The organism is Streptomyces sp. NPDC090045 (assembly GCF_044747975.1).
GTDB lineage: Bacteria > Actinomycetota > Actinomycetes > Streptomycetales > Streptomycetaceae > Streptomyces.
In genome coordinates this window covers 298,767-320,770 of sequence record NZ_JBIVFA010000009.1, presented here as the reverse complement: position 1 = coordinate 320,770, position 22,004 = coordinate 298,767, and the positions used below count along the sequence as shown (strand labels likewise).

The following is a 22,004-nucleotide window of genomic DNA, read 5'->3' as shown; positions in this document are numbered from 1 at the left end:
CAGGCCGCACAGTCGCACACACAGCACCGGTGCTCGCACCGATGGTGGGACGGAGACAGATGGCGCAGTCGTCGTGGAGTGAGTACCGGCCGGGGCAGCGGTTCCCGGGGGTGATCGGGCGGACGACCGAGGAGTCGAGTCCGGCGTGGCCGCAGCCGGTGCGGGCGGTGGCGGGTGCGCCGAACGTGTTGTTCGTCGTGTTCGATGACACGGGGTTCGGGCAGTTCGGCTGCTACGGCAGTCCGATCGAGACGCCGAATCTGGACGCGCTGGCCGCGGGCGGGCTGCTGTACAGCAACATGCACACCACCTCGCTGTGCTCGCCGTCGCGTTCCTGCATCATCACGGGCCGCAACCATCACGCGAACGGCATGGCGGCGATCACGGAGCTGGCCACCGGCTATCCGGGTTACGACGGGCAGATCCCGTTCGAGAACGGGTTCCTGTCGGAGATGCTGCTGCAGCACGGCTACAACACGTACATGGTCGGCAAGTGGCACCTGACGCAATCGGAGCAGGAGTCGGCCGCGGGCCCGTACGACCGGTGGCCGCTGGGGCGGGGCTTCGAGCGGTTCTACGGGTTCCTGGGCGGGGATACGAGTCAGTGGTATCCGGACCTGGTGTACGACAACCACCAGGTCGAGCCGCCGGCCACGCCGGAGGAGGGCTACCACCTGACGGAGGACCTGGTCGAGCGGGCGATCTCGTTCATCGCCGATGCCAAGCAGGTCGCCCCGGACAAGCCGTTCTTCCTGAACCTGTGCACGGGTGCGGCGCATGCCCCGCACCATGTGCCGAAGGAGTGGGCGGACCGCTACCGGGGGCGGTTCGACGACGGCTGGGACGCTTACCGCGAGCGCACCTTCGCCCGGCAGAAGGAGCTCGGTGTGGTGCCGGCGGACGCGCAGTTGTCCCCGCACGATCCGGACGTGCCCGCGTGGGAGTCGCTCACGCCCGACGCGCGGCGCCTGGCGGCACGGATGATGGAGGTCTACGCCGGGTTCCTCTCCCACACCGACCACCACCTCGGGCGGCTGCTGGACTTCCTGAAGGAGACCGGCGAGTTCGACAACACGCTGATCATGGTGGTCTCCGACAACGGTGCGAGTCCCGAGGGCGGCGTCACCGGCACCACCAACGAGCTGCAGGCCTTCAACAACGCGCCCGAGACGCTGGAGGAGAGCCTGGCGCGGATCGACGAGCTCGGTGGGCCCACCACGTTCAACCACTACCCGTGGGGATGGACGTGGGCGGGCAACACCCCGTTCCGGCGGTGGAAGCGGGAGACCTACCGCGGCGGCGTCAGCGACCCCTTCCTCGTCCACTGGCCCAGCGGCATCAAGGCCCGCGGCGAGGTCCGCGGCCAGTTCGCGCACATCATCGACATGGTGCCCACCGTCCTGGACGTCCTCGGCATCGAGGCACCCGCGACCATCCGGGGTGTCACCCAGTCGCCCCTGCACGGGGTCAGCTTCGCCCACACCTTCGACGACGCCGCGGCGGCGAGCCGCCACCGCACCCAGTACTACGAGATGTTCGGACACCGGGCGATCGACCACGACGGATGGCGGGCGGTCTGCCCCTGGCCCGGCCCCTCCTTCGCCGAGGCCGGGCGGCCTTTCGGCGCCCCGATCACCATGGCGGACCTCGACGACCTCGACGCCCACCACTGGGAGCTCTACCACGTCGACCAGGACATCGCCGAAACCCGGAACCTCGCCCAGGAGCAGGAGCACCGCAGCAAACTCATCGAGATGATCGCCCTGTGGTACATGGAGGCCGGCAAGTACAACGTGATGCCGATCGACGGCAGTGCCTTTGCGCGCCTGATGACCGAGCGCCCGCAGATCACCGAGAACCGGACCAGCTACACCCTGCGCCCCCACACCCAGTCCCTCCCCGCCGCGGTCGCCCCCCGGGTCCTCAACCGCCCGCACAGCGTCACCGCCGACGTCGAGATCCCGCCCGGCGGCGCGGAGGGCGTCCTGATCAGCCAGGGCACCAACGCCGGCGGCTGGTCCCTCTACGTCAAGGACGGCCACCTCCACTACGCCCACAACTACGTCCAGCGGGCCCTGCACCACGTCGCCTCCGCCGAAACCGTGCCCGAGGGGCGGCACGCGCTGCGCTTCGAGTTCGAGCCCACCGGCGCCCCCGACATCGCCCGCGGTAAGGGCGCGCCCGGCCGCGCACAGCTCTACATCGACGGCCGCCTGGTCGGCGAGAGCGACATGCCGGTCACCACCCCGGTCACGTTCAATCCCGGCGGCATGACCTGCGGCGCCAACCCCGGTTCGGCCGTCACCCCCGACTACCGGGCGCCGTTCCGCTTCACCGGCACCCTCCACAGCGTCACCGTCGACCTGTCCGGCGACCTCATCGTCGACGCCGAGAGCGAGATGCGCATGCACATGGCCCGCCAGTAAGCGGGCCGTACCGTGGACCCGCCGGTCGCTGCCGAGTCCATGCATGGCCAGGTTCCAGAGAGCCCGACGTGCTCAGGCCGAAAGCGCCACGAGCCCACTGTTACCACCCGCCAGCACCTGCCGCAGCACCCCGTAGGCGATGCAACTGCGGAAGCCCGAGCCTGGGCCCCGCTGCCACAACGGCGTCCGACCGTTCCCTCCCCCGTCAGGGGCAGGCGCCGGCCGGCTCATCGTGGACGAGGGCGCAGACCATCTGTGCGCCGCGCCGGTGATCCGGGTACTTCGCGAGCAGCTCGGTCTTGAAGTCGTTCCACTGGCGCGTGATCTCGGCGGTGGCGCCGGCCGTCGCGTGGCGGAAGTTGTCACCCGTCTTGGCGCGGGCCGATGCGGCGGTGTCCTTGTTCAGGGCACTGTTGTGGGCGACGCGCCCGTCACAGTCGGCCGGCTCGACACCGGTGGAATCGATGTCGGTGTAGCAGCCGGTGGCGAGGTCCGCAGGGATACGCTCGCGCGCGTCCCGGGTCCAGTCGGCGTCCTTCATGGCGCTGTAGCGGCGGATGTCGGGGAACGGTGCGACGTCCGTACGTTCCAGGCCGGGCGGGTTGTCGAAGCCGACCGGGCCGGGCGCGGGCCGATCGCTCCAGTTGGAGTGCGAATAGAAGTCCTCGATCTGGTGCCAGCCGCGGCCGAGCTGTTCGAGGACGGCGCACGTGGCCCGCCCGGGCTTCCCGTCCCACGTGCAGTGCGAGGACAGGTCGCTCTGGTCGGCGCGCACCTTGCCGTCAGCGTCGACGAGGCCGTCGGCGGCCTCGACCGCGTTGCGCAAGCGGGTGACGGAGGTACGGATACACGCGAGGAGCTCGGTGGTGGCCTCGTCCCGGGTACGGGGGTAGTCGGAGGCGTAGCGGGGCGCAAGGTAGTCGGCGTTGTCGCAGTGCAGGGGGCCGACGTCGAAGTACGGGGGGTGGTCGTTGGCGTTGATCGCCCCGGCGCGGGCATCGGACATCTCGGTCAGTGTGACGGGCTCCCAGGGCAGTGCGGCCCGGGTGATGTCCTCGTGATTGTCGCCGGTGAAGGCGCGGGCGGGGCCGATCGGCACGATGGCCAGAGCGGCCGTCAGGAGGGCTGCGAGAGCCGTGCAGGACGTTCGGCAGGCCGGGCGGCATCCGGCGTCGACGGATCCCGGAGCTCTCCTGGCCGGCACCCGAACGGGAGCCGCTCGACGGGGATCCCGGTCTGACACTGGCCGCGGGGCCCCTCGAACACCTCCCGGGCCGCGAGAGTGCAACCATGCCTCCATGCTGCGCGTCCGCACCCAGCACCGCATTCGTTGTCTCTTTCATGGCCCTGAAATGCGGCTCCTGGCCTCCGGCTCCCGCCTGGCACATCAACGATCCTGAAGGCACGTCCGCGCCGCCTGACGGCCATCGGGCACCGGCGCCCACGTACGGGCGCCTGGCCATGCCTCATCAGGCGGTGTCCCACCGGTACAGCCGACCACCCCGCCATTCCAGCCACTGCGGATCGGCCGGCTGACCGCCCCGGGAGGTAGACGCAGAAGGCCGTCGTGCGGCATCCGGACGGGATGACGCCCCCGTTCACGGGATGGTCGGAGCGGAAAGCAGCGGGGTTGTCGGCCCGACGGCCCCTGGCCGCTGCCCGTATGGCGAACAAGCTCTGTGGGACCGCCTGGACCCGGGGATTGCCGATCCGGGCTGCGCCCTCGCCCGACGAATGGCGGGCACCACGCTGCGGACCGTGTCCGGCCGGCCCGCGGCGGCTCGTCGCCCCCGCACCGGATAGCCGGCCTGCCGAGCAGTCGGGAGCCGGCACCTGCATCTGACCCAACAGGCGTTCCCGCGCCGCACGGGTCACTGAACTCCCGTCACTTCGAGGCTCAGCCGGCCCCGACCGGCATCGGGGCGATCCGGGCCTCCAGCCAGGAGGGCAGATCCAGCAGCCGGACGCCTTCTTGTTCTTCTGGATCGGTGCGTGCAACCAGGCACACCATGTCCTCAGCTCCGGTATTGACGGGCATGTGGGGCGTGTCCGCGGGGATGTGAATGTAGTCTCCCGCGCGCAGTACGACGTGTTCGGCCAGGTCTTCCCCGTGCCAGACCTCGACCTGCCCGGACTGGATGAAAATGGCCGACTCGTGCCCCTCGTGCAGGTGAGGGCGCCCCCGCGTCCCCGCCGGCATCACCAGTCGGTGCAGACACAACCGCTCCGCGCCCGCTGACTGGGCGCTGATCCCCGCCCCGAAAGTGCCGCCCTGGATGCCTTCATACGTGCCGGTCCGCACGACCGTGCACTGCTTCTGATCTGCCATGTGGGTAGTACACCAGGCAGCCGACGGCGTACGAGCAGTTCCCGCCACCTGGCCTGCCAGCATCCGCAGCACACCGTAGGCACCGTCGGGGCCGACGCACTTCAGCGTCGGCCCCGACGGTAAGTCCAGACAGCCGGGAAGCTACTTCGCAGCCTCTGCCCGAAGGGTGCCGGCGCCGATGGCGCCCCGGAGGACGTGGGCGATCTCCTCGGGCTCGAGGTCGATGCCGACGCTCGTCGTCGGAGCGCGCAAGCGCCCTCTGCGTCCCGGCCAGGCGAGAAACCTCTGACGGCTACGGAAGACATCCGGCAGCCTGACGAACCGTCGCCAAAGTTGGCATGGGGTCAGCATTGGCGCCCGAGGAGTCCCGCACCGCATGGCAACGAAGTCGCTCGCCCACGGCATGGGCACCTTCTTCAAGGACTGCGAGCACCCGCAGACCCGCTGGTCGAAGTGCCCACACGAGTACACGATCCGTTACCGCAGTGCGGGCCGGCAAGCAGACCGAGGAGGCCGGCTTTCCCACCCAGGACAAGGCCATCGACCGCCTCACGGCGGCCTACCAGGAGAACAAGGCCGCCCCAAGGAACCAGGGCAAGGCCGAGCGCATCCAGAAGTACGGCGCGATGCAGTTCCGCGAGTACACCGCGGAATGGAAGGCCGGCCAGCGCGACCTCCCAGAGTCCTCGCGCCGCACCCTGGAGTCCCTCCTCGAGCACCACATCCTCCCCACCCTCGGCAGTCGCCGTATGAGCACCTTCGACCACAAGGTCGTCGACGGCTTCATCCGCACCATGGAACGCAACGGCGCCGGCCTCGCCACCCAGTCCAACGCCTTCGACAAGGTCAAGTCAGTCCTCCTCGACGCCTACCGCCTCGGCATCTACACCGAGAACCCCGTCCTGGGCGTCAAGCCCCCGCAGTACGACCCCGAGCGAGCGGTCATCCCCTCCCCCGCCCAGCTCCGCGACATACGCACCGCCGACGACGACCGGCTCCTCCTCATCGCCGACCTCATGAGCGGCTGCGGCATGCGCAACGGCGAGGCCTTCGCCGTCAACCTCAACAGCCTCGTCGCCGACGACGTCTACCGCATCACCGAGCAGGTCAGCCAGACCACGAAGACGTACGGCCGCCTCAAGCACTGGCCGAGGTGTACCGGCTCTACGGCGACGCCGCCGAGGCTGGACGCTGGAGTGCTGATGCGGTCCGCAAGGGCCGGACGTGGAGTCTCCCGCTGGAGGACCGGACTCTACTGGTCGCGGCGTACTGGCGAACGAACTTGACGATGCACCAGCTCGCCCCGCTCTTCGGGGTATCCAAGTCTGCAGCGGACCGCATCATCGACCACATCGGGCCGTTGCTCGCGCTCCAACCCCGCAAGCCGTTCGCCAAGGACACTGTGCTCATCGTGGACGGCACCCTGGTCCCGACCCGGGACCACGCCGTGGCGGAGCAGTCCAAGAACTACCGGTACTCGACCAACCACCAGGTCGTCATCGACGCCGACACCCGCCTGGTCGTTGTGGTCGGCCAGCCCCTGCCCGGCAACCGCAACGACTGCAAGGCATGGGAGGAATCCGGCGCCAAAGCCGCCGGCAAGGCCTGCCACGGCGAGCCCGTGCAGGGCGGTGCCGAACGCCGAGAGCGGGGTGACGCCCCTCGCTCTCGTTCTCATTGCCCACGCAGTTCGAGGCAGCTCTCGCCGCGCCCCGGGAGATCAAGGCCCACACCCGCACTGCCGGGTGATCTTCTCGGTGTACGAGAACAGGGCCGACAGCGGCGGCTCAACACCGCGCTTTGGTGACTGTCCACAACGTCGCGCACCGACCTCCGCGACGGATCGACAGCAGGCCGCAGCCTCGCAGGAGAGCTCACCTGGAGCTGTTCGCGGCAGCCGAAGAGTCCAGGGCCAGCCCCCTCGGCATGACGTTCCCCTGCCGGGAGGCGCGCCCGAACTTCCTCCCCCAACATCAAACTACTCGTCAGTAGAGTCAGCAAAAGGGTCAGCATTCGTCCGACTAGACCTGACCACAGCCTGCTTCACATGAGACCCGACCTCAAGATCGGGAGGCGCTTCCGGAGGCCTCGCAGCCTTACGACGAACCTCCAGAAGCGGAGCGACAGCGCGGCCACTGGCCCGGGCCTCACCATCAGGGCATAGGCGCAGTTCAGCGCACCCTCCCCCTGGGCTTCAGACGAGTTGAGGGGAGTTCCGGGGCCGGAATCGGAGGGCCGTCGTAGCCCTTCACCTCGCCGTAGCGGGTGCCGTTCATCCAGTCCTCGCGGGCCTGTGCGATATCTTCCTGGGACCGTCCGATCCAGTTCCAGAACCATTGGATCGCTCCACGTTTCCGCAGGTCAGAGCGTTACGCGTCCCTCAAAGTCAGCAAAAGTCAGCATCAGGGCACCACGGCCACGGGCCTGACCAGGAGTTGCTCGGCATCTCGCCCGACGTGGTTACGACTCCACACAATTACCCGAGGTAGTCGATTCGGTCTCTCAGCCTCCGTCTCCGGACCAGTCACGGATCAAGCTCCCGCCTGAACAGCGGCAGACTGCAACCCTCTGACAGGAGTGGTGGCTGTCCGCGCAGCACACAGGCCTCCGCCCTTCAGCCGGTGGGCAGGCTTTCGGTCGTCGGGCGGCGGCGGACGCCGTCCGCGGTGAGCTGTACGAGTTCGCGGCGGACGGTGTCGTGGTGGGTGGGGTGGAAGCCGGGGACGGAACCGATGCGGGCGCCGGAGGTGGGGTCCCAGATCTCCAGGCCGGGTCCGCCTGCCGAGTACAGCAGGCCGTCGGCGGCGAAGAACCGGCCTTCCGGGCCTCCGAACGTCGCCGTCTCGTCGGGCCCCGAGCCGTGGACGCCGAGGTCGACCATGCGGGTGACGTCGAAGACGCGGGCGCCGGGGACCACTGCCTCGTCGTCGTCTCCGAGCCCGCCGAGGACGATCCGCGCCTCGTCCAGCCAGACCATGGGCCGGTTCCAGTGGTACTCGCAAGGAGGCAGCCGCCGGAATTCGACGGCGGGCTGCTCGCCGTGCCAGGCGGACTCCCCGTCGGCGAACCACCGGGCGAGGTCCCAGGTGACGGGCTGGCCCAGCGGGTGCCACAGCCAGGTGTCCGAAGCCAGGCGGGTGCCGCCCGGGCTGAGGTGGAGCGCGCCGTGGAAGCTGTGCGCCCAGGCGGCCTCCTTCTCGGACTCCGGCATCAGGAGGACGGGCTCGCCGGTCGCCGGGTCCGTGCCCGCGATCCGGTTCCACCGGGTGCGGTGCAGGACGACGTCGCGGCCGGCGTGCTCGGTGAACAGGAGGGAGTAGGGGACGGTCTCGCTGTGGTACCCGTCGTTCTCCAGGACCGCGGTGACCGCTCCGGTGGTCAGGTCGATCACCTCGCCGGTGCGGCCGAAGTCGACGGCGACGGCGGCGAACCGGCCGTTGCGGGAGGCGTGCAGCCGCAGGGCCTTGTCGTGCCCGTTCCACGGCTCCGCATCAGCCGGCACGCTGACGCCGGTGGTGGCCAGGTGCGTGCAGGAGCCCGCCTCGGCGTCCCACAGCAGGATCCGCCCGTCGGCCGCGAGCAGCAGCAGTCCCCGCTCGGTTGGAGCGAGGTCCAGGACCGTACCCGTGTCCGCGGGGAACGGGACCAGGGGTCCGGCGCCCGGGACAGGGCGGGAGGCATCGATGGTCTCAGGGCGCCCGACGGAGTCGACCACGCTCCCGTACGAGGTGTCCGAACAGTCCTCACAGATGCGGCCGGTGGTGACCGGCCGGCCGTGTTGGGCTTCTTCGCGGCACAGGGCGCATATCCGCTGATGCTCGAGGCCGTGCCCGGTGTAGTGGATGGAGAAGTAGACCTCGTCGGTCGCGGTCCGGATGTGCTCGCAGACCGGGAGGCCGTAGGCGGGGGCGTCGTGGCCGCAGGCGAGTGCCATGGTGGTGTCTCCTCGAAGTGGTGTTCCGGGCAGGTGGCCGCAGGGTCGGCCACCGGTCGTCCCATTCCATCCGACGGAATACTCGATTCCGGCCCGGTGCAGCATGCGGCGGCCTGATCGAACGCCTTCCCGCGTCCGTTCGGGCAGAGTCGGGCGCAGACGGGAACCACATGTTCGGACGGGGCAGTTCCCGTCGCGACAGGCCGACGCCAAGCGGATGCCAAGCCGATGCCAGGCGTTCCAGGGCAGGGTGGGAGAGACCGCGGCGGCGGCTGTGGTGGTTCGCAGCTGCCCGCAGGCCTCGGCCGTCGGGGCCCTGGCGGGCGTGGGACGAGCTGGAGGCGGGAAGCCGGCGCTGGCGGACGTTCCACGAGGCCATCCGGACCGCGCCGGGCATGTGCGCCAGGCCCTGAGGGGCGGGCAGCATCCGTTCGCCGTCGCACTCGGGTGCGTGGCCTACGGTGTGCTGGAACTCGGCGTCCCCTCCCCGCCCGACGACCGCTTGGACCAAAATCCGGACCAGCTCACACCCAAGAGCCTTGCGCAGCGCCGTTTTCCCAGGTCAGCGTGAGTGCGACTGCTGTACCACCAGGAGCCCAAAAGGGCCTGGTCCTGCTGGCGGCCGTCGGCTTCGACCTCTACAACAAGCGCAAGGCCGGAGCCTGACGCTCTGGCAGTGGCCGCGCGTGCTTCACGGTCCGGGGGGCATGGTGGTCTGTTCGTCGGTGAGGCGGGCCCTCCAGTCACTGACGTATGCATCGGGTATGGAGGCCAGGCGGGCGATCTCCGCGTCCCCGCGTCCGTCGGACCAGGCCAGGATCCGCGTCACGGTGCGGTTACGTGCGGCTCGAAAGTCCTTGAGCATGATTTCGAGGCGTTCGACTTCCTCGCCCTCGTGGACAAGTTGCCGGTCGACGGCGGAGCGTTCCGCGCCGCGCAGCTGCCGGAGATGGGCGGTCAGGCCCGTCAGGGCCAGCCCGTGTTCGTGCGCGGCGTTCTGAAACGTTTCGGCCAGGGACACCAGCACGCAGTCGGGGACGTCGGCGAGGGTGGCTCCGAGGGGCTTGGCCGCCTCCCAGGTGTCCCGCCCGGCCCCCGTCGTCTCCAGCCAGACGCGGGCGTCTGTCGGAGTACGGTCGCCGCAGGCCCGTGCCCGGTGGGCGTACAGGGCGGCGCGGTGGCCGTAGAAGGTGAAGCCGTCCTCTATCTGCCGGTCGGCGTCGCGGCAGATCCGGCCCGGTACGCCGCCGTAGCCGTTCTGGGGGCTGTAGTCGGCGTAGGTGTCGAGTTCCGCGTCCGTGGCCAGGTCCCAGGAGGGATCGCACAGCCCGGGGTTGGCGGCCAGGAAGGCGCCGACCTCGACGCGCCAGGCCGGGACCAGTGTGGTACGCGGTCTGGGCCAGAGGAGTTCCCCGGAGGGGTCGAAGGCGGGCGTCGCGGCCTGTTCGATGTCGTCCCATGCGGTGGCCGCCTCGGCCGACCACTCGAGCTCGCCGTCGGGCCCGATCCGGTGGATCGAGTCCACGAGCCGCTGCACGGCGGGCAGGACGCGCACCGCGAGCGCGTGCAGTTCCTCGGCGTCGAAGAAGCGCCATGTACAGCCGCGCTGTTCGTCGTGGCTCAGGTGGCCGAGCAGCTGCACCATGATGCCGGGGGCGGGGACGTTCCCGTCTCCGAGTGCCCTGCGGGGGATGCCGGGGAGCCGGCTGCCAGGGGACTCCTGCGGGGCCCGCCAGTCGGTGTCGCCGAACCAGACGGCGCCGTCGCGAGCGTCCACCGCCAGCCACTGTTGGTAGCCGACTCCCGGGCCGTAACGCTGGTCCTGCTGTTCGGCGTTCTCGTCGTGCCATACGTACTCGGCCGGGGGCGGGTCCAGATCTGCGGCCATGAAGCCGTCCTCGGGGCGGTAGCCGGTGAGGACGCGCGCCGTTCCCGGCGCGCTGTCGGCTGCGGTCATGAGGGGATTCCTCTCGCTGGAACGTCAACCGCGGCAAACGTAGTGCGCCTGTCACACAATAGTTTAACTTTCAGCCACAGTGTCCGGTAGTCGGACACGATGGGAAGTGCGGCGTGCCGGTGAGGTCTACGCGCGTGCGACGGCCGTCAAGTTGGCCGCTTTTCGCGTTCCCCCACGATCCGTTCACCCGCTTGACCCCGGGACACCGTGCGCCTTACGCGAGCGCGGCCAACGCCTGGGCGGCGAGCATCTCCTCCAGGTCCAGGACGACGCGCGGGGCGTGCCGGGTGTCGATGCGGACGGCGTAGATGAAGCGCGTCAGCTGCGGCTCGGCCAAGGGGCGGGCCACCACCTGGGTGTGGGTGCGGGGCAGGGCGAGTCGCGGCATGACGGCCACGCACAGGCCCGCGGCCACGAACCCCAGCACGGTGTTGAAGTCGTCCCCCTCGTATTGCAGGCGGGCTTGGAAGCCGGGCGTGTTGGCCATCTGCGAGAGCAGTTCCAGGCGCAGCGCGGCCTCCGGAGCGGCGATCCACGTCTCGGAGGCGAGGCTGGCCAGGTCGATGACCTCCCGGTCGGCCAGGCGGTGGCGCGCCGGGACGACGGCCACCACCGGATCCCGTGCGACCAGCGTCCGGCGCAGCATCCGCGGCGGCGGGGCGGGGATGAAGTCGTAGTCGTAGCTGAGCGCCAGGTCCATGTCCCCCCGCTTGAGCCGGTTGTAGCCGGCTTCGGGCTCCAGTTGGCTGAGGCTGACCTGCACGTGGGGGTAGGCCGCGTGGAGTCGGGCCAGCGCCTGCGGAACGATGCCGGTGGCGGCCGAGGCGAAGGCGCCGAGCCGGATCCGTCCGGCCGTCCCGGCGCGCATGGCGCCGAGTTCGACCGACGCCGCCGCCAGCGTGCTGCGGACGCCCTGCTCCGCGCCGAGGAGGACTTCGCCGGCCGGTGTGACGCGAACGGGTCGCCGCTCCAGCACCCTGAGGCCGGCGCGGCGTTCGAGTTCGGCGATCTGCTGGGAGACGGCGGGCGCGCTGTAGCCGAGTTCGCGTGCGGCGGCGCTGAAGGAGCCGTGCCGCACGACGGCTTCGAGGGTGGCGAGCAGGCGGGGGTCGAGTCCGTGCACGGAGTTAAGGCTCACTTATCTGTCGCGAAGATCTGTTTTCTTGTGATTGGAGATGAACGCCAGCAGGATTCTTGCTTGCGGCCAAGAAAACGCAAGCCTGCGCTCCCGGACCGCCAACTCCCCTCCCCCGCCGTCCCGGTGGCCTCCGTCCGCACCGCCTCGCCACCCACCGCCGCCTGCCGTGGCGGCTGCGGGCGGTTCGGCTGCGGCTGTCGACGGCCACCCCTCATGCCCCGAAAGGAAGTGGTATGCCCCAGCCACCGCTCATCGGACTCACCACCTACCTCGCCCACGCGCAGTGGGGTGAGTGGGACCTGCCTGCCGCAGTGCTGCCCGCGGCCTACGCGGACTGCGTCCGGGCGGTCGGCGGCCGCGCCGTACTGCTGCCACCGGACGCGCCGGAAGCCGCGGCCGACGTGGTCGAACGTCTGGACGCGATCCTCCTGGCGGGAGGCGAGGATCTGGATCCCGCCCTGTACGGGGCCGTGCCCCATCCGCGTGCCGGGCCGCCGGTGCGCGAGCGCGACGCATGGGAGCGGGCCGTCCTGGCTGCCGGCCTCGCCCGCGACATACCCGTGCTCGGGGTGTGCCGGGGGATGCAGCTGATGAACGTACACGAGGGCGGCACCCTGATCCAGCACCTGCCCGACCGGGTGGGCCACGACGGCCACAACCCCTATCGGGGCCACTTCTGCTCCCACGCCGTGACCACCGTACCCGGGACACGGGTCGGCGCCCTGTTGCCGGGGACGCACCACGTTGCCACGCACCATCATCAGGCGGTGGACCGCCTCGGCGCGGGACTGGTCGTCGCCGCCCGTGCGGCGGACGGCACCGTCGAGGCGATCGAGAGCACCCGGCACCGCTTCGCCGTGGGCGTCCAGTGGCACCCGGAGATGGGCGACGACGCGCCGGTCGTGCGGGCCCTGGTGGCTGCCGCGGGCTCCGCCGGAGGTACCGGTCCTGCACGGACGGCCGGACGGAACACGCGCACGGTGCGAAACGCGCCGGGCCGGACTTTCCCGGCACAGGTGCCTTGACACCCCGGGGCGGACCCCCCAGGATCACACCGTGAACCTGTCAGACAGCCAGACAGGTGGCCCCCTTCCGCGGCGCGTCAGTGCCATGGAAGCGGTCTTCGGCCACCTGCGCAGCGCCATCGAGCGCGGTGAGTACGCCGTGGGCGACAAGCTCCCCTCGGAAGCCGAGTTGTGCCGCACCCTGGAGGTCAGCCGACCCGTGCTGCGGGAGGCCCTCCGGGCCCTGCAGGCCATGGGGTTGACCGTGTCCAAGAGCGGCAAGGGCACGTTCGTCCTGGCGAACACGGTCGATGAGCCCACCTTCGGCGACTACGCCGCCAGCGACCTGCTGGAAGTGCGCCGGCACGTCGAGATCCCGGTCGCCGGGTACGCAGCGCTGCGCCGCACCCCCGAGGACCTGGACCACCTGGGCCATCTGCTGGACCGGATGGAGCAGGAGACCGACACCACCGCGTGGGTGGCGATGGACACCGTGTTCCACCTGGCCGTGGCCGAGGCCTCCCGCAACCCCGTCTTCCGCCGCGTCATCGAGGAGATCCGCGACGCACTGGCGCGTCAGTCGACCTTCCTCAACGAACTGGGCGGCCGGCGCGAGCAGTCCAACTGCGAGCACCGGGCGATCCTGGAGGCGCTGGCCGACGGCAGCGAGCACGACGCGGTGGAGGCCATGTCCCACCACCTGCTCCGGGTCGAGACGACCCTTACCGACATCGTGCGCTCCCAGCGCACGACCGCCCCTACAGAAGGCAGACCCGAGGCGTGAGCGAGCAGTTCCTCAAAGACGAGAAGCGCCCCACGACCCGTCACGTCGACGCCGGTGACACCGGCTACAGCAAGTCCTTGAAACCCCGCCACGTCAACATGATCGCCATCGGCGGCGCGATCGGTACCGGGCTCTTCCTCGGCGCGGGCGGACGCCTCGCCGAGGCCGGGCCCTCCCTGTTCATCGCCTACGCCGTCTGCGGGATCTTCGCGTTCCTCGTCGTGCGCGCGCTCGGCGAGCTGGTCCTGTACCGGCCGTCCTCCGGCGCCTTCGTCTCCTACGCCCGTGAGTTCATGGGGGAGAAGGGCGCGTACACCGCGGGCTGGATGTACTTCCTCAACTGGGCGACCACCGGCATCGCCGACATCACCGCCGTCGCCACATACACCCACTACTGGCACCTGTTCTCCGATGTCCCCCAGTGGGTGATCGCCCTCATAGCCCTGGCCGTGGTCCTCACCGTGAACCTCATCTCGGTGCGGATCTTCGGCGAACTGGAGTTCTGGTTCGCCATCGTCAAGGTCGGCGCCCTGGTCGTCTTCATGGGGATCGCGATCTTCCTCCTGGCGACCCGGCACCCCGTCGACGGCGCCGTCCCCGGCCCTGCCCTGATCACCGGCAATGGCGGGATATTCCCCAACGGCCTGCTCCCCATGCTGCTGATCATCCAGGGCGTCGTCTTCGCCTACGCCTCCGTCGAACTGGTCGGCGTCACGGCCGGCGAGACCGAGAAGCCCGAGGAGATCATGCCGAAGGCGATCAACTCGATCATGTGGCGCGTGGGCCTCTTCTACGTCGGCTCGGTCGTCCTGCTGTCGATGCTGATGCCCTGGAGCAGCTACAACGCGGGCCAGAGCCCGTTCGTGACCGTGCTCTCCCACATCGGCGTCCCGGCGGCCGCCGACGTGATGAACCTGGTCGTCCTCACCGCGGCCATGTCCTCGCTCAACTCCGGCCTCTACTCCACCGGCCGCATCCTGCGCTCGATGGCCGTCAACGGCTCCGCCCCGCAGTTCACCGCACGGCTCAGCCGCACCCAGGTCCCCTACGGCGGCATCCTCCTCACCAGCGGCATGTGCGTCCTGGGCGTCGGGCTCAACTTCGTGGTCCCCGCTGACGCGTTCGAGATCGTCCTCAACCTCGCCGCGATCGGCATCCTCGCCACCTGGGGCATGATCATGGTCTGCCACCTCCTCTTCTGGCGGAAGACCCGCAACGGTGAACTCACCCGCCCCTCCTACCGCCTGCCCGGCTCCCCCTGGACCGAACTCGTGACGCTGGCCTTCCTCGCCTCCGTCCTGGTCCTCATGTACGCCGACGGAGGCGCGGGGCGCACCACCGTGCTGTGCGTACCGCTGATCGCCGCGGCGCTGGTCGCCGGCTGGTACGCGGTCCGCGGCCGCGTGGCGCGCGCCGCCGCCCGGAGCGACGGCTGAGCCGGGCGCCCGCCCGTCCGCCTGCGCCCGGGGGTGCCGGTCGCCACCCCCTGTCAGCAGCGACCCACCACAGAACGAGGCAGTGATGCGCAGCAGTTTCCCCGCGGACGCGCCCGCGATCCGCGAGCCCCGGCACGCCCCCGTCGCCCACGTCATGCGGGGCGGCATGATCGAGGGGGTCCACTACGGTTCCATCGCCGTCCTCGACGGCGAGGGCGAGGTCCGGACGAGCATCGGAGACATCGAGGCCGCCTGCTATCCACGCTCGGCACTCAAGCCGGTCCAGGCCGTCGCCATGGTGCGGGCCGGCCTGCCGCTCGACGGAGCCCTGCTCGCCCTCGCGATGGGCAGTCACTCCGGCGAGGAGCACCACCTCTCGGGTGTCCGGTTGGTCTTGGAGCTGGCCGGTCTCACCGAGGCCGACCTGCGCAACGTCCCCGACCTGCCCTACGGCCCGGCCGTCCGCGACGCCTGGCTGCGCGAGGGCCGCGGGCCGTCCCGGCTCGCCCAGAACTGTTCCGGCAAGCACGCGGCGATGCTGTACCTGTGCAAGCTGTCCGGGTGGCCCCCGGAGAGCTACCTCGACGCGGACCACCCGCTCCAGAGGGCGATCGCCGAGGTCGTCGAGGAGCTCACCGGCCAGCACATCGCGAACGTCACCGTCGACGGCTGCGGATCCCCGCTGTTCGCGGTGTCCCTGCACGGCCTGGCCCGCGCCGCCGCCCGCATCGCCACCGCCGCCCCGGACACCGCCGAGCACCGTGTGGCGAACGCACTGCGCCTCCACCCGGAGATGGCCTCCGGTACCGGGCGGGACACCGCCGCACTGATGCGCGCGGTGCCCGGACTGCTGGCCAAGGACGGCTTCGAGGGCGTCCAGGTGGCCGCGCTGCCCGACGGCCGGGCCGTCGCCGTGAAGGTCGCCGACGGGGCCGACCGCGCGCGTACGGCAGTGACGGCCGCCGCCCTCGCACGTGCGGGAGTCGAGCCCCGGCTGCTCGCCGGGTTCACGGGCGAGCCCGTCACCGGTGGCGGCCGGACCGTCGGCGGCATCCGGCCGGTAGCGGCCCTGAACCCGCCCGGCGCCCCCGTCACCGCAACCGCCTGACACCCGCCTGCCCCTCTCCCCACCTTTGATCCGCTCACCTCAGGAAGAGGATCCGTACACCCGTGATCGCCTTGACCGCCTCCAGCCGCACCGAACACGACCTGCTCGGAGACCGCGACGTCCCCGCCGACGCCTACTGGGGTGTCCACACCCTGCGCGCCACCGAGAACTTCCCCATCACCGGCACGCCCATCTCCACCTACCCGCACCTGATCGACGCCCTCGCCGCCGTCAAAGAGGCCGCGGCCCTCGCCAACGGGGAACTCGGCCTGCTGGAGCCCACGAAGGCGGCCGTCATCGTCGCCGCCTGCCAGGAGATCCGCGGCGGCGAGCTCCACGACCAGTTCGTCGTCGACGTGATCCAGGGCGGCGCCGGCACCTCGACCAACATGAACGCCAACGAGGTCATCGCCAACCGCGCGCTGGAGCTGCTGGGCCACTCCAGGGGGGAGTACGGACACCTGCACCCCAACGAGGACGTCAACCTCGGCCAGTCCACCAACGACGTCTACCCGACCGCCGTGCGGATCGCGACCGTCTTCGCGGTGCGCGGTCTCCTCGACGCCATGGCCGTCCTGCAGAACGCCTTCGCCCGCAAGGCCGCCGAGTTCCACGATGTCCTGAAGATGGGCCGCACCCAGCTCCAGGACGCCGTGCCGATGACGCTCGGACAGGAGTTCTCCGCCTTCGCCGTCATGCTGGACGAGGACCGCAGCCGACTCGCGGAGGCCCTCGGACTGATCCACGAGATCAACCTCGGCGCCACCGCCATCGGCACCGGTCTCAACGCCCCGGCCGGATACGCCGAGGCCGCCCGCCGCCACCTCGCCGACATCACCGGCCTGCCCCTGGTCACCGCTCCCGACCTGGTCGAAGCCACCCAGGACTGCGGTGCCTTCGTCCAGATGTCCGGCGTCCTCAAGCGCGTCGCCGTCAAGCTGTCCAAGACCTGCAACGACCTGCGCCTGCTGTCCTCCGGGCCCCGCGCCGGACTCGGCGAGATCAACCTGCCCCCGGTCCAGGCCGGTTCCAGCATCATGCCCGGCAAGGTCAACCCCGTGATCCCCGAGGTCGTCAACCAGGTCGCCTTCGAGGTCATCGGCAACGACATCACCATCACCATGGCCGCCGAAGCCGGACAGCTCCAGCTCAACGCCTTCGAGCCGGTCATCCTGCACTCGCTGTCCAAGTCCGTCACTCACCTGCGCGCGGCCTGCCTCACCCTCGCGGAACGCTGCGTGAGCGGCATCACCGCCAACACCGAGATGCTGCGCGCCACCGTCGAGAACTCCATCGGCCTGGTGACCGCCCTGAACCCGCACATCGGATACACCGCCGCCACCGACATCGCCAAGGAGGCCCTGGCCACCGGCCGGGGCGTGGCCGAGCTGGTCCTGGAACGGGGGCTGCTGCCGGCCGAGCGGCTCACCTCCCTGCTGCGCCCTGAGGTGCTCGCGGGAACCGGCCCGGCCCGTCCCTGACCGGGACCGGACTGGGACCGGACTGGGTCCGCCCGGTCGGAGCGCGGGGTGCAGCGGGTGGACGTGGTCGTGCGGGGCGGATACGGCCCGAGGTGGCGACGCCCACGATCGCCGCCGAGCACCTCCCGGGCCGCGCCGACGTCGGCCAGCGCCTTGAGGCCGCGATGGCGCCTCGCGTGCCACCCGCCGGCGATCGGCGGCTCCCTCTGGGTGAGGGGGACCGGGCTTGCGGTGTCGTCGCGGGAGGACTGCGCGGCAACCGGCGCCACGCGCGGTGCATACCGCGAGGACCGACCGGACCCGGTCAGCGGATCGTGTGCCGGAAGCCGATCCGGGTCCGGCATCCGCTCCATAGCGGAGCCCAGGTCAGCGACCTGGTGCTCGTCTGTTCTCCTGGGTCCCCACTGTGGTCAGGCGTGCTTGTCCGCGGGGTGGTGGGTGGGCTGGACCGACCAGGTCGGGGGTTCGTCGTTGCCCGACCCTTCGTCGCTTTCCGCGTCGGCGAAGGTTGCGTGGATCTTGCCCGGGGCGTGGTGGACCGGGGCGTAGACGGCGTAGAGCTGCATGGGCTCGTCCCCGGTGTTGGTGACGTTGTGCCACGTGCCGGCGGGTACGAAGACCGCCCAGCCGTCCTCGACCTCCTGATCGAAGTCGAGGCGGTCCTTCGCGCTGCCCATCTGAACGCGGCCGCGACCCGCGTCGAGCCGGAGGAACTGGTCGGTCTCCGGGTGCGCCTCCAGGCCGATGTCCTCGCCCACCGGGATCGACATGAGGGTCAGCTGGAGGTACTTCCCGGACCAGGCGACCGAGCGGTAGCTGGTGTTCTCCAGCGTCGCCTGCTCGAGGTCGAAACTCTGAGGTTCGGGCCCGATGTCCTTGATGGTCATGCTTCTCTCCCGGTCGACGGAGGTGGTACGCGTTCCGGCACAGGTTTTGCGCCGGGCCAACCCTTCCAGACTGACCGGGATGTTTTGGCCCGACGCCAGTGCCACTCGAGCCGGGCTGTCACGGGCCCCGGGCACACGCGGCAACTCGGCGTCGAAGTGGAGCGGGAGCCAGTCGACGTTGATGACTTCGATGTCAGAGCCAAGTGAGACCGTCTGCCCGGGAGCTCGCCGAGATCACGTCGGACACCGAGGCGACGATCGAGTATCTCAACGCGGCTGACCTCCACGAGCGAACCGCCCGTCGTGAACGGGCTCCAGACCAGTCGTGAGGTCTACGGCTACGTCCAGTCCGGCGGGCAGCACCGCGGGCTGGCCCGGCGGTCGGGCGGATACTGGGCACGGCTGGGAGGGGCGCCCCTGGGTGAGCGGGGCTTGTCGCGCAGGCGGCAACAGGTGAGCGGACTCAGGGCTCGATGACAAGGCGTTCGATGAGGTTGCCACGGAGTGCGAACTGGTAGCGCAGATCGATGGTGCCGCCGGGGAAGTTGCCTTCGAGGTGGTGGGTGGCGATGTAGTGGGTCGCGTCGGTCTGCTGAGCGTTCGCGAGGTGGATGGTGTAGGTGAATTCGGTGGCGGATCGGCCGAGCCACCCCTCGATCGCCTTGGTGCCCTCGTAGGTGTTGCCGTCGTCGATCACCGTGGCTTCGCGGGTGAACGCCGCGATTGCGGTTACGGTGTCGTGGGCGCGGTGCGCTGTGAGGTAGCGGGTGATCACCTCGGGCAGGGTGTCCGGGGTGATGGTTCGGGGCTGGTTGTCGTGCATGACGTTCCTCGGTGTGGTGGCGGGTTCAGACGGTGGGGGTGGTGCCGCCGTCGATGACGTGTTCGGCGCCGACGATGGCCGAGGCGCGGTCGGAGACGAGGAAGGCGACGAGCTCGGCGACCTCCTCGGGCCGGCTGGGGCGGCCGAGAGGGATGCCGCCCAGGGAGTCCATGAGCCGGCCCAGCGCGGCTTCCTGGGTGATGTCTGCCTCCTGTGCGATCCGGGCGATGAGGTTGTCGGCGGCGGAGGTCTGCACGAAGCCGGGCGAGACGGTGTTGACGCGGACGCCGTGCGGGGCGACCTCGTTCGCCAGGCCCTTGCTGTAGGTGGTCAGGGCGGCCTTGGCTGCGGCGTAGGCCAGAGTTCCGTTCCACAGCGGCATGCGGCGCTGGATCGAGGTGACGTGCACGACTGCGCCCTTGCCCGTGGCGATCATGTGCGGCAGGAGCGCGCGGTCCAGACGAACGGCGGCCAGCAGGTTCACGTTGAGCTCCTTGGCCCAGTCGTCCTCTCCGAGCGCCGCGAACCCGCCGGCCGGCGCCTCGGACCCGCCGAGGGTGTTGACCAGGATGTCGACGCCTCCCACGCGGGCCCCCACCTCGGCGGCTACGTCTGCGGCGCCCTGGGCGGTGGACAGGTCGGCGGTGATGAACGTCTTCTCCTCCACGTCGTCGGGGCGGCTGCGGGCGGTGACCAGTACGGTCGCGCCGACCTGGGCGAGACGCCGGGCAATGGCGGCTCCAGTGCCCTTGGTGCCTCCGGTGACCAGAGCGCGCCGGCCTTCGAGAGATTCGCTGATGGATGCGGTCACGCTGTGCTCCGTTCCCGGGTGCGGGGCGCAGAGGGCGCCCCATCCCTTGTTACTGCTAAAATGGAAGTCACTAACTTCGACTTTAGCAGTAACTGAGGGGATGGTCGCCTTGGCAAGCCGGATCAGGCTGGAGGACCGGGAATGCCCGCTGTCCACGACGGTGGAACACGTCGGCGAGTGGTGGACGCTGCTGATCCTCCACGACGCCTTCGACGGCTACACCCGCTTCGACCAGTTCCAGGAGAGCCTGGGCATCTCCTCCAGCATGCTCACCACCCGGCTTAAAACCCTCGTCGCGGACGGACTACTGGAGCGCCGGCCCTACCAGACCAACCCCGTGCGTCACGAGTACGTCCTCACCGAACTCGGACACTCCCTGCGACCGGTGATCGTCGCCCTGGCCGCGTGGGGAAACTCCCGCCTCACACCGGCCGAACGCAGCATGATCCTCGTCAACGCGCACAGCGGCGAGGAAGTCGAGCCCGTCGTCGTCGACGCCAAGACCGGCCGCCGGCTCGACGACAGCGACACCTACGTCTTCACCGCAGGCCCCGCAGCCAGCGACGCCATGCGCCACCGTTACGCGACGCGGCCGGCCACACCCTCGGAGGCGTAGCGATGCCGCGGCCAAGCACCGAACGTTTCCAAGAACCGCGATCAGCGCCTCGGCCGATGTGGCGTCGGCTGCGGGGACCGTCGCACCGGCCGCAACGGCGGGTGGCGAGTGCCATAAATCCTGATGGACCCTCACGACATTGGGGCTAGCCGTTCAGGTGGGCCAGGAGGAGGTTGGGGTCCTTGGCCGTGACGTACGCGGCGCTCAGGACGTAGGCGGTGTCGCCGCGCAGGGCGATGGAGGTGGGGTTCTGCAGGCCGTCGGCGGCGGTCAGGACGGTGGAGTGGGTGCCGTCGGGCTGGACGAGGGCGACCTCGCCGGGGCCGTTGAGGGCGGCCAGGATCTGGTCGCCGTGGCCGGTGAAGGCGAAGTCGTCGATCCCGGCCAGGCCGGTGGCCCGGGTCTGGACCTGGCCGGCGCGACCGTCGCGCTGGACGGGTATGCGGAGGACGACGCCCCGGTCGAGGTTGGTGACCCACAGCGCCCCGCCCCGGATCTTCAGCCCGTTGGCGCCGAGGAATCCGGTGGAGGCCAGTTCGGGGGCGGCGGACCAGGTGCGGGGGGTGCCGCCGGTGGTGGGCACACTGGAGATGGTGCCGAGGACGGAGTCGGTGACGTAGAGGGTCCGGGTCCGCGGGTCCAGGGCCAGGCCGTTGGGCAGGCCGGCCGCGGGCAGCGCGGCGATGCGCTGCGGTGTGCCGCCGGGGCGCAGGCGCCACAGGCCGGTCAGTTCGGAGGTGCCGGTGGCGTACAGGAAGTACAGGGTGCCGTCGTGTGCACGGACGATGCCGGTGGTCAGGGCGAAGCCCAGGACCGGGGTGTGGATGCCGCCGTCGGCGGGTGCGGGCAGGGTGGCCAGGATCCGGGTGGATCCCCCGGGGGTGATGCGGGCGACCTGGCGGGCGGCGGCGAAGGTGACGTACGCGCTGCCGTCGGGAGCCAGCGCGATGTTCTCCGGCGTCTGGTGCCGGGCCAGGTCGAAGTGCGTGGCGATGCGTGCGCAGCTCAGCGGGGCGGAGAGGGCTGACGCGACGCCGGGGGTGGCCGCGAGGACCGCTGCCGCGGTCAGTACGACGGCTGCTGCCGTGGCGGTCTTGGACCACGTGTACGTGTTCTTGAACATGGTTCCTTCACTGTTTTCGGGCATGCGGCAGCGGTACGCCGACGCGCGGGGGTTGGGGATGGCTTCAGGGAGGGGCGGCCGGTGGCCGCTCGTACCGGGGCGAGTGGAGGGACGGACGGGCACTCGCGGACGTCTGTGCGGCGTCCG

16 protein-coding genes and 2 pseudogenes are annotated in these 22,004 nt (G+C 70.3%); 8 read left to right on the top strand and 10 right to left on the bottom strand.

All coding sequences use genetic code 11. The features are described 5' to 3' along the window. The first annotated feature begins 59 nt into the window (after positions 1-59). Positions 60-2,426, top strand: a complete 2,367-nt coding sequence (locus ACIPYQ_RS24590) for an arylsulfatase (protein ID WP_401254876.1) — start codon at positions 60-62, stop codon at positions 2,424-2,426. 205 nt (positions 2,427-2,631) lie between these two features. Here ACIPYQ_RS24590 and ACIPYQ_RS24585 read toward each other — a convergent pair whose 3' ends face one another. Together ACIPYQ_RS24585 and ACIPYQ_RS24580 are read right to left on the bottom strand one after the other, a co-directional pair. Beyond that, positions 2,632-3,525, bottom strand: a complete 894-nt coding sequence (locus tag ACIPYQ_RS24585; protein WP_401254873.1) for a hypothetical protein — start codon at positions 3,523-3,525, stop codon at positions 2,632-2,634. Positions 3,526-4,323: 798 nt separating this feature from the next. Next, positions 4,324-4,755: a cupin domain-containing protein gene (locus tag ACIPYQ_RS24580; protein WP_401254870.1), complete on the bottom strand. Its 432-nt coding sequence runs from the start codon at positions 4,753-4,755 to the stop codon at positions 4,324-4,326. 1,144 nt (positions 4,756-5,899) lie between these two features. Here ACIPYQ_RS24580 and ACIPYQ_RS24575 point away from each other — a divergent pair. Beyond that, positions 5,900-6,466, top strand: a pseudogene (locus ACIPYQ_RS24575) (transposase family protein); the annotation flags it as partial. A 460-nt stretch (positions 6,467-6,926) separates the two neighbouring features. Here the strand turns inward: ACIPYQ_RS24575 and ACIPYQ_RS24570 are convergent. From ACIPYQ_RS24570 to ACIPYQ_RS24555, 4 genes and pseudogenes are all read right to left on the bottom strand, one after another. Further along, positions 6,927-7,088, bottom strand: a pseudogene (locus ACIPYQ_RS24570) (pirin family protein); the annotation flags it as partial. A 281-nt stretch (positions 7,089-7,369) separates the two neighbouring features. Then, positions 7,370-8,689, bottom strand: coding sequence for a hypothetical protein (locus tag ACIPYQ_RS24565; protein WP_401254867.1), 1,320 nt, complete (start codon positions 8,687-8,689; stop codon positions 7,370-7,372). Between the two features lie 691 nt (positions 8,690-9,380). Next, positions 9,381-10,646: a hypothetical protein gene (locus tag ACIPYQ_RS24560; protein WP_401254864.1), complete on the bottom strand. Its 1,266-nt coding sequence runs from the start codon at positions 10,644-10,646 to the stop codon at positions 9,381-9,383. A 214-nt stretch (positions 10,647-10,860) separates the two neighbouring features. Further along, on the bottom strand, positions 10,861-11,769 hold the full coding sequence (locus tag ACIPYQ_RS24555; protein WP_401254862.1) for a LysR family transcriptional regulator: 909 nt from the start codon (positions 11,767-11,769) through the stop codon (positions 10,861-10,863). A 248-nt stretch (positions 11,770-12,017) separates the two neighbouring features. Here ACIPYQ_RS24555 and ACIPYQ_RS24550 point away from each other — a divergent pair, with 248 nt between their 5' ends. The 5 genes from ACIPYQ_RS24550 to aspA all read left to right on the top strand — a co-directional run bounded on the left by ACIPYQ_RS24550 (position 12,018) and on the right by aspA (position 17,597). Beyond that, positions 12,018-12,809 (top strand): gamma-glutamyl-gamma-aminobutyrate hydrolase family protein, encoded by a 792-nt coding sequence (locus ACIPYQ_RS24550; protein ID WP_401254859.1) that lies wholly within the window; start codon positions 12,018-12,020, stop codon positions 12,807-12,809. Positions 12,810-12,840: 31 nt separating this feature from the next. Then, complete coding sequence (locus tag ACIPYQ_RS24545; protein ID WP_073796630.1) at positions 12,841-13,572, top strand: FadR/GntR family transcriptional regulator; 732 nt, start codon at positions 12,841-12,843, stop codon at positions 13,570-13,572. Further along, entirely contained in the window at positions 13,569-15,008 is a 1,440-nt protein-coding gene (locus ACIPYQ_RS24540; RefSeq protein ID WP_401254855.1) for an amino acid permease, read from the top strand. Before ACIPYQ_RS24545 ends, ACIPYQ_RS24540 begins: the two co-directional genes overlap by 4 nt. An 85-nt stretch (positions 15,009-15,093) precedes the next feature. Continuing rightward, positions 15,094-16,116: an asparaginase gene (locus ACIPYQ_RS24535; RefSeq protein WP_401254852.1), complete on the top strand. Its 1,023-nt coding sequence runs from the start codon at positions 15,094-15,096 to the stop codon at positions 16,114-16,116. 71 nt (positions 16,117-16,187) lie between these two features. Beyond that, positions 16,188-17,597: an aspartate ammonia-lyase gene (gene aspA, locus ACIPYQ_RS24530; RefSeq protein ID WP_073772927.1), complete on the top strand. Its 1,410-nt coding sequence runs from the start codon at positions 16,188-16,190 to the stop codon at positions 17,595-17,597. Positions 17,598-18,007: 410 nt separating this feature from the next. Here the strand turns inward: aspA and ACIPYQ_RS24525 are convergent, their stop codons facing one another. The 3 genes from ACIPYQ_RS24525 to ACIPYQ_RS24515 all read right to left on the bottom strand — a co-directional run bounded on the left by ACIPYQ_RS24525 (position 18,008) and on the right by ACIPYQ_RS24515 (position 20,118). After that, a complete protein-coding gene (locus tag ACIPYQ_RS24525) occupies positions 18,008-18,484 on the bottom strand; it encodes a cupin domain-containing protein (protein WP_266782098.1) in 477 nt (158 codons plus the stop codon). Between the two features lie 463 nt (positions 18,485-18,947). Next, positions 18,948-19,307 carry a nuclear transport factor 2 family protein gene (locus ACIPYQ_RS24520; RefSeq protein ID WP_385957202.1) on the bottom strand — a complete coding sequence of 120 codons (360 nt, stop codon included), beginning with the start codon at positions 19,305-19,307 and terminating at the stop codon, positions 18,948-18,950. A gap of 25 nt (positions 19,308-19,332) precedes the next feature. Further along, on the bottom strand, positions 19,333-20,118 hold the full coding sequence (locus ACIPYQ_RS24515) for an SDR family oxidoreductase (RefSeq protein WP_401254848.1): 786 nt from the start codon (positions 20,116-20,118) through the stop codon (positions 19,333-19,335). A 100-nt stretch (positions 20,119-20,218) separates the two neighbouring features. Here ACIPYQ_RS24515 and ACIPYQ_RS24510 point away from each other — a divergent pair, with 100 nt between their 5' ends. Continuing rightward, complete coding sequence (locus ACIPYQ_RS24510; RefSeq protein ID WP_252310438.1) at positions 20,219-20,734, top strand: helix-turn-helix domain-containing protein; 516 nt, start codon at positions 20,219-20,221, stop codon at positions 20,732-20,734. Between the two features lie 145 nt (positions 20,735-20,879). Here ACIPYQ_RS24510 and ACIPYQ_RS24505 read toward each other — a convergent pair whose 3' ends face one another. Continuing rightward, positions 20,880-21,857, bottom strand: a complete 978-nt coding sequence (locus ACIPYQ_RS24505) for a hypothetical protein (protein ID WP_398457426.1) — start codon at positions 21,855-21,857, stop codon at positions 20,880-20,882. Between the last annotated feature and the right edge of the window lie 147 nt (positions 21,858-22,004).

What these genes read in the sequence shown, in the direction of transcription:
- ACIPYQ_RS24590 (WP_401254876.1), top strand. Translation starts at nt 60, where the DNA reads ATGGCGCAGTCGTCGTGGAGTGAGTACCGGCCGGGGCAGCGGTTCCCG.
- ACIPYQ_RS24580 (WP_401254870.1), bottom strand. Translation starts at nt 4,755, where the DNA reads ATGGCAGATCAGAAGCAGTGCACGGTCGTGCGGACCGGCACGTATGAA.
- ACIPYQ_RS24565 (WP_401254867.1), bottom strand. Translation starts at nt 8,689, where the DNA reads ATGGCACTCGCCTGCGGCCACGACGCCCCCGCCTACGGCCTCCCGGTC.
- ACIPYQ_RS24560 (WP_401254864.1), bottom strand. Translation starts at nt 10,646, where the DNA reads ATGACCGCAGCCGACAGCGCGCCGGGAACGGCGCGCGTCCTCACCGGC.
- ACIPYQ_RS24550 (WP_401254859.1), top strand. Translation starts at nt 12,018, where the DNA reads ATGCCCCAGCCACCGCTCATCGGACTCACCACCTACCTCGCCCACGCG.
- ACIPYQ_RS24535 (WP_401254852.1), top strand. Translation starts at nt 15,094, where the DNA reads ATGCGCAGCAGTTTCCCCGCGGACGCGCCCGCGATCCGCGAGCCCCGG.
- ACIPYQ_RS24525 (WP_266782098.1), bottom strand. Translation starts at nt 18,484, where the DNA reads ATGACCATCAAGGACATCGGGCCCGAACCTCAGAGTTTCGACCTCGAG.
- ACIPYQ_RS24520 (WP_385957202.1), bottom strand. Translation starts at nt 19,307, where the DNA reads ATGCACGACAACCAGCCCCGAACCATCACCCCGGACACCCTGCCCGAG.
- ACIPYQ_RS24510 (WP_252310438.1), top strand. Translation starts at nt 20,219, where the DNA reads ATGGTCGCCTTGGCAAGCCGGATCAGGCTGGAGGACCGGGAATGCCCG.
- ACIPYQ_RS24505 (WP_398457426.1), bottom strand. Translation starts at nt 21,857, where the DNA reads ATGTTCAAGAACACGTACACGTGGTCCAAGACCGCCACGGCAGCAGCC.